Annotated in this window: 17 protein-coding genes; 12 read left to right on the plus strand and 5 right to left on the minus strand. The window is 37.3% G+C overall.

What is annotated here, in order from left to right; genetic code table 11:
* The first annotated feature begins 1,473 nt into the window (after positions 1 to 1,473).
* The 11 genes from cas10 (at position 1,474) to ACXAHI_RS13805 (ending at position 12,326) form a co-directional block, all read left to right on the plus strand.
* A complete protein-coding gene (gene cas10, locus ACXAHI_RS13755; RefSeq protein WP_474848719.1) occupies positions 1,474 to 3,765 on the plus strand; it encodes a type III-A CRISPR-associated protein Cas10/Csm1 in 2,292 nt (763 codons plus the stop codon).
* Positions 3,746 to 4,135: a type III-A CRISPR-associated protein Csm2 gene (csm2, locus tag ACXAHI_RS13760; protein WP_474848721.1), complete on the plus strand. Its 390-nt coding sequence runs from the start codon at positions 3,746 to 3,748 to the stop codon at positions 4,133 to 4,135. The genes cas10 and csm2 overlap by 20 nt, the downstream gene beginning before the upstream one ends.
* Before the next feature lie 15 nt (positions 4,136 to 4,150).
* Positions 4,151 to 4,939 (plus strand): type III-A CRISPR-associated RAMP protein Csm3, encoded by a 789-nt coding sequence (csm3, locus tag ACXAHI_RS13765; RefSeq protein ID WP_474848723.1) that lies wholly within the window; start codon positions 4,151 to 4,153, stop codon positions 4,937 to 4,939.
* Positions 4,940 to 4,948: 9 nt separating this feature from the next.
* Complete coding sequence (gene csm4 / locus ACXAHI_RS13770; protein WP_474848725.1) at positions 4,949 to 5,884, plus strand: type III-A CRISPR-associated RAMP protein Csm4; 936 nt, start codon at positions 4,949 to 4,951, stop codon at positions 5,882 to 5,884.
* 50 nt (positions 5,885 to 5,934) lie between these two features.
* Positions 5,935 to 6,897 (plus strand): CRISPR system precrRNA processing endoribonuclease RAMP protein Cas6, encoded by a 963-nt coding sequence (gene cas6, locus ACXAHI_RS13775; protein WP_474848727.1) that lies wholly within the window; start codon positions 5,935 to 5,937, stop codon positions 6,895 to 6,897.
* Positions 6,898 to 6,910: 13 nt separating this feature from the next.
* Complete coding sequence (csx15, locus tag ACXAHI_RS13780; protein WP_474848729.1) at positions 6,911 to 7,444, plus strand: CRISPR-associated protein Csx15; 534 nt, start codon at positions 6,911 to 6,913, stop codon at positions 7,442 to 7,444.
* Complete coding sequence (locus ACXAHI_RS13785; RefSeq protein ID WP_474848731.1) at positions 7,441 to 8,940, plus strand: hypothetical protein; 1,500 nt, start codon at positions 7,441 to 7,443, stop codon at positions 8,938 to 8,940. The genes csx15 and ACXAHI_RS13785 overlap by 4 nt, the downstream gene beginning before the upstream one ends.
* Positions 8,941 to 9,091: 151 nt before the next feature.
* Positions 9,092 to 9,373: a hypothetical protein gene (locus ACXAHI_RS13790; protein WP_474848733.1), complete on the plus strand. Its 282-nt coding sequence runs from the start codon at positions 9,092 to 9,094 to the stop codon at positions 9,371 to 9,373.
* A 928-nt stretch (positions 9,374 to 10,301) separates the two neighbouring features.
* Positions 10,302 to 11,681, plus strand: a complete 1,380-nt coding sequence (locus ACXAHI_RS13795) for a Glu/Leu/Phe/Val family dehydrogenase (protein WP_474848735.1) — start codon at positions 10,302 to 10,304, stop codon at positions 11,679 to 11,681.
* 125 nt (positions 11,682 to 11,806) lie between these two features.
* Positions 11,807 to 12,157 carry a VOC family protein gene (locus ACXAHI_RS13800; RefSeq protein WP_474848737.1) on the plus strand — a complete coding sequence of 117 codons (351 nt, stop codon included), beginning with the start codon at positions 11,807 to 11,809 and terminating at the stop codon, positions 12,155 to 12,157.
* Positions 12,158 to 12,173: 16 nt separating this feature from the next.
* Positions 12,174 to 12,326 (plus strand): hypothetical protein, encoded by a 153-nt coding sequence (locus ACXAHI_RS13805; protein ID WP_474848739.1) that lies wholly within the window; start codon positions 12,174 to 12,176, stop codon positions 12,324 to 12,326.
* A gap of 40 nt (positions 12,327 to 12,366) precedes the next feature.
* Here ACXAHI_RS13805 and ACXAHI_RS13810 read toward each other — a convergent pair whose 3' ends face one another.
* Together ACXAHI_RS13810 and ACXAHI_RS13815 are read right to left on the minus strand one after the other, a co-directional pair.
* The gene (locus ACXAHI_RS13810) at positions 12,367 to 12,879 is read right to left on the minus strand and encodes a hypothetical protein (protein ID WP_474848741.1); all 513 of its coding nucleotides are present in this window, start codon (positions 12,877 to 12,879) and stop codon (positions 12,367 to 12,369) included.
* Positions 12,880 to 12,987: 108 nt separating this feature from the next.
* Entirely contained in the window at positions 12,988 to 13,797 is an 810-nt protein-coding gene (locus ACXAHI_RS13815) for a glycerophosphodiester phosphodiesterase (protein WP_474848743.1), read from the minus strand.
* 342 nt (positions 13,798 to 14,139) lie between these two features.
* Between ACXAHI_RS13815 and ACXAHI_RS13820 the strand changes: the two genes are divergently transcribed.
* Positions 14,140 to 14,316 (plus strand): hypothetical protein, encoded by a 177-nt coding sequence (locus ACXAHI_RS13820; protein ID WP_474848745.1) that lies wholly within the window; start codon positions 14,140 to 14,142, stop codon positions 14,314 to 14,316.
* 171 nt (positions 14,317 to 14,487) lie between these two features.
* Here ACXAHI_RS13820 and ACXAHI_RS13825 read toward each other — a convergent pair whose 3' ends face one another.
* From ACXAHI_RS13825 to ACXAHI_RS13835, 3 genes are read right to left on the minus strand one after another with little or no spacing between them, the layout of a single operon-like run.
* Positions 14,488 to 15,297, minus strand: coding sequence for an ABC transporter permease subunit (locus tag ACXAHI_RS13825; protein WP_474848747.1), 810 nt, complete (start codon positions 15,295 to 15,297; stop codon positions 14,488 to 14,490).
* The gene (locus ACXAHI_RS13830; RefSeq protein WP_474848749.1) at positions 15,294 to 16,181 is read right to left on the minus strand and encodes an ABC transporter ATP-binding protein; all 888 of its coding nucleotides are present in this window, start codon (positions 16,179 to 16,181) and stop codon (positions 15,294 to 15,296) included. Before ACXAHI_RS13830 ends, ACXAHI_RS13825 begins: the two co-directional genes overlap by 4 nt.
* Positions 16,182 to 16,202: 21 nt before the next feature.
* Entirely contained in the window at positions 16,203 to 17,048 is an 846-nt protein-coding gene (locus tag ACXAHI_RS13835) for a TetR/AcrR family transcriptional regulator (RefSeq protein WP_474848751.1), read from the minus strand.
* Position 17,049: the final 1 nt, after the last annotated feature.

Here is a 17,049-nt window from a genome sequence, read left to right on the forward strand (position 1 = left end):
GTCATCAAAGGTGTTGTTAACATAATGTGGAGGCTCGATTTTTCGTAAAAAGGACCTCATGTAAAATGGCTCTTGAAACCCTTGGGGGAGTAAGGACCAGAAACAGAGCAGTAGAGATAGTAGACCTCGAATTAGAGGATTAACACAAATCACTCCAAACATTCGCCGTGACTCCCGTTAAGACACGGTAGAAATAGTAGACCTCGAATTAGAGGATTAACACCAGTTCCATAAACGCCTGACCCGTTTCTGAAATAAAAGGAATGTAGAAATAGTAGACCTCGAATTAGAGGATTAACACCTGAAACAGCTTGCATGCAAAACATTCTCTTCTTTTGTAGAAATAGTAGACCTCGAATTAGAGGATTAACACTAGTGCTCATGCTGAACCCTCCCATTTGGAATTTGAATCGTAGAAATAGTAGACCTCGAATTAGAGGATTAACACTTTACGAGCACCGCTTCTTTTTTAGGATCTTCCGCACTCAGTAGAAATAATAGACCTCGAATTAGAGGATTAACACAGAATAAAATCATTTACGTTTTGGCCCAATGGTTATGTAGAAATAGTAGACCTCGAATTAGAGGATTAACACAACTCGCTTTTTTCCACATGTAACATATACGATATACATCATTAGAAATAGGGAACCAAGACCACACCCTAGAGCATTTAATAAGCAAATGGACTATATAACTCACCTCACTGAAGAGAATTACCCACTGATAATATCGTTACTCTCTAACCCTTCCTCGCCATAGAGGTATTTAGTGTACAACACCACTAGCAAAGGGTGTTCTAGTAAAGACTATCTAAAAAACGTATAAGGGGTGAGGTTGTGAAGGCAGTTTAGCCTGTTGTTCAATTTCCAAGGCATTATTTAGACAAAGCCTGGGAGAAAGTTCTTCATGGTGGGAGCAATGCTGCAGGTCTTGATGGCGTTCGATTGAGTGATGTGGAATGAAGAAAGGATGAGCTTTTAGACGAAATTCAAGAAAAGCTCACGCGTGGCATCTATCAGCCAAAGTTCAATAAGAATAGCTATGCTTATCAATCCGGAAAGTCTGCAAATCAAGCAGTTGAGGCAAAGTTAACAGAAGGGTATACGTGGATTGGAGAAACTGATATTCAAAGCTTTTTTGATGAAGTTGATCATGATTGACTTGGTTCCTTACTGTTAACCTTTGTGGATGATAAAGAAAGAGTCGACTTAATTATCTATCTTTTTAGTACTCACTCCGTTAAAAGGATTACTCAGGGGAGCTCTTGCCACCGTTACATAATTCTATTAATAATCTTCTTTTTATCACCCAAAGTTTTAAGATTTAAAAGGAAATAAATTATAATTTTATTCCAAATATGAGAAGGATTTCCTAGTTGTGAGGGAGAATATATCAATAAGAAAATTGATTTAGGACTTTTATCATAATCTCTCTTATTGTGTTGAGATTAATCGGGGTGATAAGCAAAAAATGAAGGAAATGTTATTAAGTGAAAGTGCAGTTATTAAATGTTTGTTGGAAAGAGTCAAGAATTATGTCCCAGAGAAAGCAGATGAAGTTTTATATACTCTATTGGGACATGAATGGGGAAGGGAAACAGTAGACTTATTGAATAATGAAAAATGCGAACAATTTCTAAATTGCATTGAAGATTGTGTAGATGAAGAAGCAAGTGGGTTATCTTCACTTCTTAGTGAAGTGACACTAAATAATTCTGAGAGGAGGAGTGTTCGTTATTATGAACCAAGTAATTGGATAAATGCTGTATATAATCCCTCATTAACAACTAAACCAAGCATAGATGAGTTGAGTGAATATTGGGGTCAAATAAGTACTGAATGGATAAGTTTTATAAATAATGCTTCTGACAACCATGTCGTGAGGATAAGCCAATTCATTCATTGGTCTGATACCTGGTTGTCGAGTGTCCCTGTAAATAAGAAAAACAATTCAATTCAGCTATCAGTGCATCTCCGTTTAATAATTGCCCTAGGAAATATTTATAATGAATCTCAAGAATTCAAGATAGTTTTAGCAGATATTTCAGGTATTCAGAATTATCTATTTGATGTAGCACATATTGGTGCTGGTAAAGTTGCAAAGAGATTAAGAGCAAGGAGCTTTATTTTAGGTTTATTAGCTGAGGCTGCTTCACATCAAATTTTACGTGATAATAAATTACCTATGACAAATTTACTGCTATCCGCAGGAGGTTTATTTTACGCTATTTTGCCTTCTGATGTATCAACAGATGAATGGAAGGAGCAAATGAATAGATACCTTTTTAAGAGGTTTAGAGGATCTATTTCTCTACATTCAGCAGCTCAGATAGTGAGTTTTTCAGATTTGAAATTCAATTTCCCAGAAGTCCTCTCTCAATTATATGAGAATATTCAAGCTTCTAAGGGAAATTCATTTCGTAATTTACTAATACCAGATGAAGTGTGGGATGAAGAAATATTCGTCCATCAAATAGATAATTCAGCTGAATACTGTGATAGCTGTAGAAAGTTTCCTAAAGTAACTAATGAGTTTTGTGAGTTCTGCAAATTAGATGAAGATATTGGTAAAATGCTTCCTAAAACTAAGTACATAGTGTTTAAAGAAGGGAGAGGGGATATACAACTCAATCACGAGATATCTGTCGATTTATATGAAAACATCAAGGATATTAAATCAGATACCTATTATTTTGTACAGGTATGGAACAATTCCGAAATCGAGAATATAAACTCTCCATTCCAAAGAAAATGGATTGCAAATTATATTCCAATTTCCAATAGAGATTGTACTTATAGTAATAATTCGGAATTACCGGATTTAAGAAAAGGCGAGCCTCTTACGTTTAGTCATATTGCTAATTCAGGAAATGGAAAAAATCTAATAGGGTTTTTAAAGGCAGACGTTGACCATTTGGGAATGATATTCACAGTAGGATTAATGAATAGTCAAGATGAGGGACAACCCCATTCTCTTACTGAAGTATTAACTTTGAGTAATATGTTAGAACGCTTCTTCTCAGGTGGAATTAATGAGTGGTTAAAGGATAAATTCCCCTTAACATACACTGTATTTTCAGGTGGAGACGATTTGTTTTTAGTAGGTCCTTGGGATGAAATCATTAGAGTTTCTAGAGAGATCCGAGGTAAATTTCAAGCATTTGTAGGAGGAAACCCTGATGTAACGTTATCTGCAGGGATAAAAATATTAAAACCGAAGTTTCCAATTCCGCATGCTGCTAAATATGCAGAGGAAGAACTTGAGAATTCTAAAGAGCTAATAAATAGAGTGCGATTTCAAAATGGTGAAAAGGTAGGAAGGAATCAAGTTTCGATTCAGGGCGAAATTTTGGAATGGAAAGACTTAAAATTTGTAATGTTAACTTCCTTGAAGTTATCAAACTGGTGGAAAGGTGAAAAGCTTCCCTCCTCTTTTATCTATCAATTATCTCTATTTAGTGAAATGTATAAGAAATATAAAGATGAAGGAGAGAATCAATATTTAAAGTTTATTCCATTGCTTGAATATCAAGTCAAAAGAAATTTAATTGAAAATCGTTATTTGAATAATAATTATAATCAAGATCAAGAAATTTTATCTTGGGTGGATAATCTTAAGGAAATTGATTTAACTGATAGTTGTGATTACTTAACTGAGTCTCAGCCCGATTTGTTATGGCGGTACATGAGGTTAATAATTAAGTTGAGTAGTTACTATAAAGATGAACAAGGAGAGAAGAGTTATGACAAAGTTAGAAGCTAGTTATCTAGAAGGTGGTTATTTTGATAAAAACCAAAAACCTAGGAGGGAATTGTATACGGATTGGGCAAAATATATAGCGAGTGAATTAAGCAAAGAGGGAGTTACACGTGGATCATTAAGGAAGTTTTATGCCCAATTTAAAGGTGTTGAACATTTATTAAAAAATGAGAAAGATTTCGAGTTAAATAAACATAGAATTTATAAAGTTGAGCCGTATGCACATTATGCAGTTACCCGTGAGGAAAAATTACCTTGGTTGCTTAAGTTGTTTTTCGATAAAAATATTAATATGGCTCTTATAAGCCATCATCACTTTCATGCTTTTGTTGATCATTTTCAGAGTATAATAGCTTATTCTAGAGCTAAATAATAGGAGGAAAAGAGATTGTTATTAAAAAAAATTGTAGAAATTAAAGGTATTATACACTGCGATAGTGGATTGAGAATAGGGGGTTCTAAAGATTTTATGGAAATAGGTGGGGTTGATAGTCCTATTATCCGTCATCCAATTACTGAAATACCCTATATACCAGGTTCCTCATTAAAGGGAAAAGTTAGATCATTATTAGAAAGTGTGTTTGGGAGAAAACACACAACGGGCTTAGAGTTAACTCATATAAAATTTAAAAAGGATAAATCAAAAGATAATCCTTGTATGTGTGGAAAGTGTACAATATGCAAGGTTTTTGGAGCACATAATAACACCCGTCATAATTTAGGACCTACGCGCATTTTAGTTCGCGATGCCGAATTGACTAACGAATCAATGGAGCTGTTAAGCAAATCTCAAATTGAAAAAGGCATTTTATTTTCTGAAGTTAAACCAGAAAACTCTATTAAAAGAGAGAGTGGAACAGCATATAATCCAAGGTTATACGAAAGAGTACCTTCTGGAACGACTTTTAATCTTAATTTAACCCTGAAGATTTACGATCACGACAAGGAAGAAGAATTGATTGACTTTATTAAGAAAGGGTTAGCATTATTAGAAGCTGACTACCTTGGAAGCTCAGGAAGTAGAGGGTATGGAAAAATATCGTTGAGGAATTTAGAGTTTCGTTCTAAAAATGTTAATGAAATATCTACATCACAAGAATTTGAACAACTTATTACTCCTAATAATAATGAAGATCAACCCACATCCAAAATGGTTAAAGAAAAGGCAATTAAGTGAGATTAAAAAATGAATATATATGAATTTTCTTTAAAAATTACTAGCCCGTTTATGACTCCTTGGCAAGCAGACGTATTATTTGGACATTTAGCATGGACTTATAAAGAAAAATATGGAGAAGAAAAGCTAGGGAAGTGGCTTGAGAGTTTCTCAGTAGCCCCTCCATTTATTTTGTCAGATGGTTATTTGCCAAACAGCTTTCCGCGACCAATGATTCCTCCTCCAGCCAGGATTGCACAAACTAAATCCGAAAAAGTAAAGTTAATTACTGAGGGGAAAAGGTTGAAAAAATTGAGAACCTTAAATGAAGCTGATTTTACTAATTTTATTAATGGAAAACCTCTTAATTTCTTATCAGTAAATAATGGAGAATATAAGAAGGTTGTTACCACACGTAACATTGTTAGTAGAGAATCAGGGAGAAGCTTAGAGGAAAAGGGTTTATTTGAAGAGGAAAGTATTTATTTAAATAACACTAGCAATATAAGTTTTTATATAAGAGTGCTGGATAAAGCTTCTCTTTCATTATTTACTGAACTTTTAAATCTAGTCTCTTATTCTGGTTATGGAAAAAAGAAGAATTTAGGCTTTGGCCAATTTAAAATAAAAAATATTACTCTCCGAAACGATTTGGATGAAATGAAAGATAAAGCAAATGCAGTAGTTTGGTTAAGCCATGGTGTACCATCAAGAAATGATCCAGTAAATGGTTGGTATAAGCTTGAAACCAAGTACGGAAGAGTAGGGGGTAAGATCCCAACATCGGGTTACTCTAATAAGAAACCGATTACAAGAATTCTACCAGGTTCAGTATTTAGGACTTCAGACATAAAGCCCTACTACGGTAGGACTATTAAAGGTATTTCTCCACTAAATCCACAAGTAATTCAATATGCATATGCATTAGCTATACCATGTGTCCTACCTAGTTATTTATCGAACTGAGAGACTATAAAAAGTCTCTCTTTCATTTATGAATGAGTAAGGAGTTAATAATGGAAACAAACACAAAAACAAGGGCTACAAAGATTAAAATTAACATGATTAGAATATCAATCACAATAAAAGCAATAAAAAGTGGTCGAATGCCAACTCATTCTTTCTCAATTTTTAGAGGAATGTTTGGTAAAGAAATTAGAGACATAACATGTTTAAATCAAGGAGTTAAGTGTCATGATTGTTCTTTTTTAAAGAATTGTGGTTATGGGAGTGTATTCGAACCTACTAGTGAAATATTTGCCCCAGAATATATAAAAATAAATAAATTTTTGCCTCCACCGGTCATAATTAAAAGTCCAACTTTCAACAATCAAAATTGGCAAAAGGGCGAAGTCAAAAAAATTGAATTAACATTTTTTGGAGAAGCGGTAAGTAGTGCTCATTTATTTCTCCAATCCCTTTATACAATTGGAGAAATAAATGGCGTAGGTCCTGATCGAATTTTATTCAAAGTGAGTGAAGTTGAACAAATTCATCAGAACAAAAGTACTTCTACTTTGAAGGCTTCTGAAATTATTGATGACTTATTGTTCACCCAGCAATGGTTATGGAACGGTCAATCCCAACAGCCAAGTAAAATTATGGTGAATATAAATACACCTCTAAGACTCCAGCAAGGAGGAAAACTTGTTCGTTCAGTTAACAAAAATTTATTTATTAACTCAGTATTGAGGAGAGTAAACTATTTAACGAGCTTATATGGAAGTATTATCCTTCCCGATTCCAATACTTTAACAGAAAAAGTAGAGATTATAGAAGATAATTCAAAATGGATTTCGTTGGAAAGGTACTCAGGTAGACAAAAGAAGAGAATGGATTTTGGAGGAATTATAGGTAGTTTTTATATTAAAGGAGATTTTAGTGAGCTATTACCTTTATTAAAGTGTGCATCTGACGTTCACATTGGAAAACAAACTAATTTTGGATTTGGAGAATTTGAAATCTGGGAACTATTATAATCAGGAGGCTATTATGAAATTAATATTCTATTATATTAGTAATATCGTTTCAATTATAGGATTAGTAACAATTTTTTATCAAATATTTCGATATATGAGTTTGAAAAAATATTACAAGGAAAAAATTAAGCTCTTGGAATCAAAGCATGAAATAGCAGCTAGTTATGTAATAAATTTCTCTGGAAACAAAATGGTTTATTCAGAAGATAACTGGCTAGAAAACAAAGTAATAATTGATATACCTCCTGGGAATATTCATAATTTGTTTAAGTTAGAAGATGAAGTAGATAAGTTAATAGACAGGATTGATCCTGCAATAAAAGAGGAGATTACCAGTGGTAAGCCATTTGTTTTTGTTCTCCCAGGAATGTCAAGTTTGGCACAAATTATCATGGTCAAACTACATGCACTCACGTCAGCCTTTCCCTTAGTGTCCTACGCAGTTAAAGATGAGAATGGATATGTGTGGAGAAAGCCTGTTGATTTACAAATTTACAGGACAAATAACCGAAGTAACCGGCTGATAAAAGAGGGGATAACAAATTGAAAAATATTGTATTCTTCAACATAGGTAATCGTGACTTGAATTTCAGTGAACAAGTAGAAATCTCAGGTGAAATTATTAATGAAAACCTTTCCTATACAAAATTAAAGTTCAGAGATCTAAGTGAGTATGTATATAATAACTATGAAAATTATAAACAATATATTAACTTTCCAATTATCGAAAGAATACTTATGCGCGTAAGAGATCAAGATAAAATAGACATACAAGAGATAATACTTTTTGCAACAGATCAAGAGTTAATGCACTATACAGATACCGTTTTTATCGCGAAGATACTTCAAAAATATTTAATGGATCTTCGAAACGTGAAAGAGTGGAAAAAGTGTTTATCACAATTAAGCAAGCCGAAAATTTTATTAATCAAGGAAAATCCTGCTGATTTGGATTTGATGAATAATTATTATAATCAAGCTATAAAGAAGATTTCAAATCAAGATATTAACACCGCTTTTATTTCAATAACTAGTGGAACGCCAGCGATGAATAATATGATTTTATTCCATAGTGTAAAAAATTTAGGTAAAGCTGCAGATATAATATATTTATCTAATCAGTCTAATTTCCCTGCAAAAATACAGTTTGGTAAACTCCTAATAAAAGAAAATGTACTTAATACTCTAAAAGATAATATAAAAGTTTATGATTATTATGCTGCATTAGTACATTTGAAAAACCATAAATCTGAATTTCAAAATCAAAATAACTATGACTTGCTTTCAGATTTACTTACTTTCTCACATAGTAGGATGTCTTTTGATTTTGTTAAGGCTGAAGAAACTATTAACCACTTAATAGATTACTCTCCTGAAAACAGATCAAATACTCAAAAGTTACAAAAGCAAATATACGAACTGTCAGTACTCTCTGAACGTAATGTTGATAGGTATATGGCAGAACTATATTGGAATATGTGGGTCTTATATCAACGTGGTCAATTCATAGATTTTTCAGGCCGGTTATTTCGATTTTCAGAAGAAGGACTTAAGCAAATTTTAAATCAAATTCTTCAGGTTCCATTGGTCCAAGGGAAGTTTTTAGATTTGAATTGGCTAAAAGAAAATCCCGAACTATTAAACTATCTTCAAAATTATAAGGTTGGTAGTAATACCGGAATTGATTATGAAAGACCTTTAACGCGGTTAACAATAACTTCTATTATCGAATATTACATAAATAAAGGTCATTTAGATATAGAAGACACTTTAGGAAACATAAAGGCATTTGATACTCTTGCTTCTATGCGAAATCAATCTCCAATTGCACATGGATTTGGAGGAGTATCTGAAAGAAAATTGTACGAAGCCATGATTAAAAATAAAAGGTTTGAATGTGAATGTGAAGATTTTCAAAAAACATTATTCAATAATTTAAGGTCGATATTTAATGGAATATTTAAAGATGAAGAATTATTAACTAAAAACATATATGATGAGATAAATGATGTGATCCTTAAGATAATGGATAACAAATTTTAATATTTTAAGAGTGCTACTAGAGCTTGAAAATCACTTGAAACACCATGTCGGGTACGGAAAGCCATTTGGGATGGTTGGCATGGGAAGTGTATCATCTTAAATAATTTCGTTAGTATTAACTGATTCCAAAGAAACTCTTATCGATGATTATTTGAGTTTAAGTAAAGTTACTGCCTATGTTGATCATTTAGAATTTAAAAATGAATATAAAGAAGTTTTCAAAGCTGAGATGGAGAACTTATATGATAAAGATAGTTTTGAGGAACTAGAGAATATCAAGGACCTTAAGTGCAACCTGAACCCATTCCTTCAGAGCGATATTATATATCCGCAGTTTAATTGGCTATCCAAAAACAAAAAAGGAAAGAATTTGACGCTTCCTTTAGCTGGAGATTTAAGTGATAAGAACAGAATGCTGCCAAAAAGAAATTAAGATACTCTGAATTAATACTGGTACACATTAACGAGACATGGTGAGAATAATAGTGAAAATAAGTCCTCACCATGTTGCTTTAGAGTGATGAAACAAAATGAAGGAAAATAGAGTAATCGAGAGAAATTAAGAGATTGCAAAAAAAACTAATGTACTCAAATTGTCTAGTTAACATAATGTGGAGTTCCGATAAACCGGAAAATAGACCACATGTAAAATGGCTCCTGGATCGCTTGGGAGAGTAGGGCTCAAAATAGTAGCAGTAGAAATGGAAGACCTCGTTTTAGAGGATTAACACAGACCTGCCTAGTTTAGACGTACTCCCATTAGCGATAAGGTAGAAATGGAAGACCTCGTTTTAGAGGATTAACACACCACCACAGCGAGTAGAAACATCAGCCCCGGTAACGCAGTAGAAATGGAAGACCTCGTTTTAGAGGATTAACACAGCTTTTTTGTTTGGATACTTTTGAGGAACTCGAATGGGATCGTAGAAATGGAAGACCTCGAATTAGAGGGTTATCGCGTTCTGCAACAATACTCCCCGTTAGTTGTTATGGCTGACGTAATAGAGAAGACAGCCCTCGTACTAGAGGATTAACCACCTGTCTTCTTTAAAAAGCCCCAATGCTAGAATACATTCCAAAAAAAAATTAACTTTTCACTTCCCAACCATATTACAAGAAATTCACCTCTCCTCTTGCTAAAATTTCAACCCTTCCAAATCAAAGATTATTTTCAATAAGACTAGTCAAAACTAATCCTGATACAACTAAATAAGGTATAAGACCGGCTTATATAGAGAATCATTTGTGCTTTTTTCCGGAAAATTACAAATCCCGGGTGGTGACAGGCACGATCCACCGTTTGAACGTTTTACAGTAGGGTAACTACTAATTGAATAGGTAAATTGGAGGGGTGATGAACATTGGCTAGTAAATATGGAGCAGTTGTACAAGAATCATTAGATGCATTATTACAAGATGACTCATTTATGCCGAATTTTAGTGGGGAAGAGAGAGAGCTTGCTTTTGATTCTCTTGAAGCAATTCTTTCCACACCAAACCAAATTCAGAAATCATTTCTACGAGTACCGATGGAAAATGGAAAGATCTTACGCATTCCTGCATTCCGGGTACAACATAACAACGCGCTTGGTCCTTATAAAGGCGGTGTGCGCTTCCATGAATCGGTCGATGAGGATGAGGTCGTTAACCTTGCAACATTGATGACGCTTAAGAATGCGCTTCACGAAGTCCCGTTCGGTGGAGGAAAAGGCGGCGTAGTCATCAATCCAAGAGAGTACTCTGAAAAGGAATTACATACCATTTCAAAGAAATATGTTCACTATTTCAGTGATATCCTTGGACCAGACAAAGATATTCCAGCACCAGACGTAGGGACTGGTGAGCGAGAAATGGACTGGATGATGGGTGAGTTCAAAAGTATTCATCCAGGGCAGCCGTACCGTGGGAGTTTTACAGGTAAAAGTCATTTGAACGGCGGTTCTCTCGGTCGAAGAGAAGCGACTGGTAAAGGGGTGTATTACACATTCCGTTATATGATGCACGATTTTATTAACGACAACAAAGATTGGTTTGAGAAGAACGAGAACTTATTTGCGAAAACAGCTATGACGCATTACAAACGCGATTTAACAGTTGGAATTCAAGGCTTTGGTAATGTTGGTTCTGTTGCAGCGCTCGAAGCTTATAACTGTAACTACATTAAGACGAAGGTTGTTGCGGTGAGCGATCGGAATGTGACGCTTTATCATTCGGAAGGGCTTGATATCAATGCTCTTGTAAAATACACATCAGAGAACGATGGTGACTTGCCGACATCAGATGAGGCGTTAAGTCAGAACGGCATTGAAGCAGATATTCGAGACCGTGAAGATGTGCTTTATCTTGAGACAGATGTATTGATTCTTGCAGCTCTTGAAGATCAAATCCACGAAGATAATATGGAGAAAGTAAAAGCGCGTTTGATTATTGAAGGTGCGAACGGTCCGATCACGATGAAAGCAGATGATTATTTGAGCCAGAATGGTGTCCTGATCGTTCCAGATATTCTTGCGAACGCAGGTGGTGTAATCGTTTCGTATTTGGAATGGTTACAGGGACGTGATACACAGTTCTACAGCGAAGAAGAAGTGAACACGATGCTTCTTAAGAAAATGAAAGAAACGATGGATCAAGTGTTTCCACAATTCTTTAACGACCCGTTCCCACTTCGCCAGAATTGCTATATGCACTCAGTGATGAAACTATCAAATACACTTTATCGACACGGAAAACTTTATTAAGATACATTTCAAGCTCCTCAGCTTACGGACTGAGGAGCTTGGTTTTTGTGTTCTTAAAAAGGAGTATCCGTATACGAAGCGAAGCCTTTAGTAAGAGAGAACCATTCTATTATAGAGGTGATGAGATGAGGATCAAAGGGTTTGGTGGGGTGTTTTGGCGGTCACGTGACATTGTTGCACTTTCGAAATGGTACAAGGAAGTACTCGGAATCGAAATGGAGTCCTGGAATGGGACCGTCATTACGCCACAAGAAGGAAATGAAACGATCTTTTCCTTCTTTACTGAAGACGATCAGTATTTTCCGATGGATCAGCAAGTCATGCTGAACTTCCAGGTTGAGAACATTGAAGATTCTATGAAACATCTGGATGCGGTCGGAGTTACGCTAGTTAAAGACCTTGAGAAGAGTGAATATGGTTCGTTCATATGGATTGATGACCCAGACGGCAGGCGCATTGAGCTCTGGGAGAAATAAGCATAGGAGGATTCGCATGCATGAACCTGTAGGAACATGTAACGAGTGCGGGAAAGAGCTCTTTTGTAGAGATGGATTTTTGGATGGGGTAGTAGGTGAGGATAAGGAACTGTATTGTTTTAATTGTGCAGAGAATGCTACTGTTCGTAAGAAAGATAACGTATTATAAAAAGCTGTTCTCCGAGCGAGGAGGACAGCTTTTTTATTCGTTATTCCATCGTCAAGTTGTCTTTAAAAGAAGTGATCTTCGTTTTTGTTGCATCTAACAGCTCTTTCACTTTCTCAACGTCGGGCTCGTCTTTCTTTGTTTCGTCGATCAATGGGTAAAGGTCGCTTTCTATATCCTTATATTCATCTGGATATTCCTTTTCAAGCTTCTCTTCGAAAAGATCCCAGTGAGAGTCGATCTGATTTCCAAGTTCGTTCATCTTCGCAACATCATCAGGTGATTCTTCTACTACTGTGCTAAGGGAGTCAAGGTCAGAAAGAACTTGATCGACACCCGTTTGGAGGTCAACCTCACTGCCTTCACCAGCAGTGTTGCTGTCTCCAGCACCACCTTGACCTGAACTATCCTCCGTTACCGCATCATCATTCATAGAGGGCTCTTCTGAGGTATTCGTATTACCGTCTTCTTGCCCAGCAGAATTATCTCCACAGCCCGCAAGCAGCGTGCCGGCAGCTAGTCCAATCGCAAGTAATAAAGAAGTATTCTTACTCATATTTAACAACTCCTTCCTTTTCCTCTATTGGTTCCCATTTCCATTACAAAGTAAACAGAGCAGCAAGCAATTTATTCGACAAGATGTGAGTGGTGACAGGCACCTTACTTACTCTACGTAATCAGGGTAGTCAGTGATGATGCCATCTACTCCGGCTTCTTTGAGGGCTTGTACTGATTCACGGTCTCTTGCTGTCCATGGGGTGATCTGCATATTTAGGTTATGGATCTTCGTAACGAGCTCTTTATCCACGTAGTCTTTATTAGGGTTAACGTAATCTGCGTAGCTTGAGAATTGCTCTAAACTCACTTCGTTCAGCTGAATGGGATCGTTGATGAGCACGCCGACAGGAACGGAGGGGAGGATCTCATGAAACATCCGTACTGAACGGTGGTCGAATGACTGAACGATCACGTTGCTGTTTGCTTTATGCATGTTCCTTTGCTTAAGTTCATCAGCAATCTTTTGTTCAATTCCAGGGTATAGAGCTGGCGATTTTACTTCAATTAAGATACCTGACTTACCACGGTATTTATCGAGCACCTCGCCTAATGTCGGGATCGTTTCACCTGTGAATGCTTCACCGAACCAGCTTCCAGCATCAAGTGCTTTAAGCTCTTGGAGCGTCATGTTTTTTACAGCACCTGAGCCGTTTGTTGTGCGATCGACGGTTGTATCGTGAATTACAACGATTTCCCCGTCTTTACTTAGCTGAACATCGATTTCAAAAAGTTCAGCTTCCATGTCTACTGATTTATCCAATGCAGCCATTGTATTTTCAGGAGCATACCCCGATGCTCCGCGATGAGCTATGGTAAGAGTATCTGAGTCTTCCTCAGCAAATGCATTCCCAGTAGGCTGAATGAAAAGACCGAAAGCAACCATGGCAGTTACGGTGATCGTGATTAATTTTCTCAAGTAAAACAGCTCCTTTAGTAGTGATGGTTCACTATCAATCTATCGAAAAATTGTTAAGTAAAAATAAAGGAGCGTTTAGAGTGTCATGACGAGATATAAAGGTTTCTGTGTAAAAAGACCTAGTAATGTTTACACGTGTTTTCGGGGGTGGCATTAAACCTAGCAGGGAGAGGACTAAACAGAGACGCGATCGGACTTCGTTTGGTAATTATTACAATAGCTAGAGAAAGGCGAGACTTACGTTTGTGTAGTCGTAAAGATTCATGACAAAAGTCCCTCAGAAGTAGAAAGAGTTATTTGAAATAATGGTTAGCAATACGCATGACACTAGGAGGATCAACTATGGAAGGGAACGTTTTTAAACAATTTGCGAAGCGTTACGATACGGAAGAACGGAAGGAACTTGCGGATGTCGTTGTAAACAAAGTGAGAATACACTTACACAACAACCAATCATCGTCGATTTTGACAAAAATGAGAAGATCAATCATCCGGAGGTGCATAACAGTTTTTCGCTAGCGCTCAAGAAGAAGCTTTGTGAGGTTGGTATTCGATCGAATGAAATCAAAACGTTTCATCATGGAAGTGGTATATTTATGAAGCAGGACGCATCAATGGTTATCTCCACGTGTTCGAAGTGATAATGGAAAGAGCTTGGAAGCATCGCCTCCAAGCTCTTTCTTTATACACCTACAAAGGTAAATTTCGTTTTCGAAACACGAACACGGTTGCGACGTATGCGAGTAATCCTAATCCGAAGAGGGTGAAAGAGACGAACGCGACGTTCACATCGCCGTTCGCAATCTTCGCTGGTTCAAAGAGGGAGAAGAGTGTAAGGTTCCGTAGCCAATCTAAGTCTGGAACGATCTTACCCGCCATATCTAATGCGTAGAATAAAAACGTTACCCCGCCCGCTGCTGCAAACGCCATTTTCTCATCGTTAAAAAGGGAAGAGATGAGGATGGAGTAGCCTCCTACCGCAAAGAAAAGTAAGAACCCTACAAAGTTGATCTGGAAAAAGTCGCCCATGCCGATCGCATACTGGTCGTCGATCAGGAGTTCTCCAGCGGCAAACCCGCCTGCAAAATTCAGAAAGATAATGATAACGAGGCCAGTGATGAGAACGGCGATTTGCGTGATTGCGACCTCAGCGCGGGATACTTTGGTAGAAAGTAAGTAAGCCATCGATCCTCGGTCGACTAACTTTGCGATCAGTTGAATCGCGGTCATCACGCTGAAGATTCCTAAGATGAATAAAAAGAATAGCCCATAGTACTCTGCTGAGATGAACTCCCCGTAGGTGCCGAACGATTCGAGCCCGAACGCATTCTTCAAGCTTTCAGGATAAATCGCTGTTAGCTCTTGAATTTTATCGATGTTGTCGGAAATCATCGGAAAGAGAGAGGTCATCAAGATGACGTAGACAGCAGAAGCGATGCCGAAGCTCATGATGCTTTTTAAGTTTGATTTCATCATCTGTTTATAGAGTGAAGCGCTCATCCGTTCACCTCCTCAGCATTGTAATAGTCCATGAAAATCTGCTCGAGGCTCTGGTTTGCAGCGCTTACGTTTTTAATAGGATAGTTTGCGAGCTCTTTGAAAAACGCGTCATAGTTTCCTTGCACCTCAATCCGTACCATGTTTCCATCCGTCTTCTCAATTGATAGAGTAGAAGATTTCACCGCTTCTACATCTTCAGGGTTGAAGAAGGTAATGTCGAATAATTTTCGCTGCATCGACTGAAGCTCATGGATATCCTTCACGGTGACGATTCGGCCGTCCTTAATGATGGCGGCTCGGTCACACGTTCGTTCGATTTCTGAAAAGCTGTGAGATGACATGAGGAACGTTTTCCCTTTTTCCTTTTCTTCAAGCACAAGCTCGACGAAGACGCGCTGCATTAAAGGATCGAGTCCAGATGTTGGCTCATCGAGGATGTAGATGTCTGGGTCGTGCATGAACGTCGCTACGATCCCAACTTTTTGCTTCATGCCTTTAGACATCTTACGAATAGGGGTTTTCGGATCGAACTGGAGGCGACGGATCAATTCCTCTCGCTTTTGATTAACCTGATTTCCCTGCATTCCTGCGATCATGTCGAGGAATTCTGTCCCCTTCATACCGTCTAAAAAGGCGATTTCCCCCGGTAAGTAGCCAACATGCTCACGCGCTTTTGCCTGCTCGCTCCACGCATCGTACTCGAACACTGTCGCGCTTCCTTTTTGCGGCTTCATATAACCCATCAGGTGTCTGATCGTGGTCGACTTTCCGGAACCGTTTGGACCGAGGAAGCCGAATACCTCGCCTTTTTTTACATCGAACGACACATCGAAAATCCCTTTTCCATTTGAAAACTGGCGCGTAAGGTCCTTGATCGAGATCATAACTAAACCCCCTTCGTTACGTTATAGAAAGTAGTTTCGTAAACGTGATGCGAAATCCAAGTAGCGATCGTATTTATCGAGATTGGACGCCATGCCCTTTATGACCGCTTGTCTTGGGGATGTTCTCGCTAGCTCATCTAAAAGGATCGTTGCGGTATCAATCAGATTCTCATCACTTTCTTTTTCTAAAATGAGTGTGAGCACATTTTTAATTTCTTCGAGGTCATGCAGATTAAATCCTTCAGGCATGATCTGTTCGATGACTTCCTCTGTTATGACTGGTTGGTCACTACTTTGTGAAAATCCGGTCATCAAATAGTCGGTTTTTCTCGTGACCGCAGCTGCCACTTCGTAATAATTGAATTCAATATTATCGAGAATGATGAGGTCGATGTAGTTTTTCATCAAGCTCTGAACAGCGAGACTCGCTTCCCACACGTATGGTTCGCAGTCTTTCCCATAGATCGCGAGCAGATGATTTTTGTAAAAAAGGTACGAGTTGAAGCGCATCTTTCTGATGAGTTCTTCGATCGACTCGTTGAACGGAATCGCCTGCTCGCGGAATTGCATGATAATGAACTCGCGGTGATCGGCGATTTCTTCCATATAAACTTTAAGCTGATACGTAAACTTTTCCTTAGGAGACATCGGCTCGGTTGCGACTTCATTCACTTTACGCTGCATTCTGTTCCAATAGTACATGAGGACTTCAAATAGCAATTCGTCTTTCGATTTAAAGTGAAGGTAGAATGCGCCTTTCGAGATATCGCATTCCTTTGCGATCTCTTGAACAGACGTTGCGCTGAATCCTTTTTTCGCAAAAAGCTTGATGGCATTCTCTATAATCATTATTTTTTTTGGTTCCATA

This window comes from Anaerobacillus sp. ABD4_527 (genome assembly GCF_056160805.1).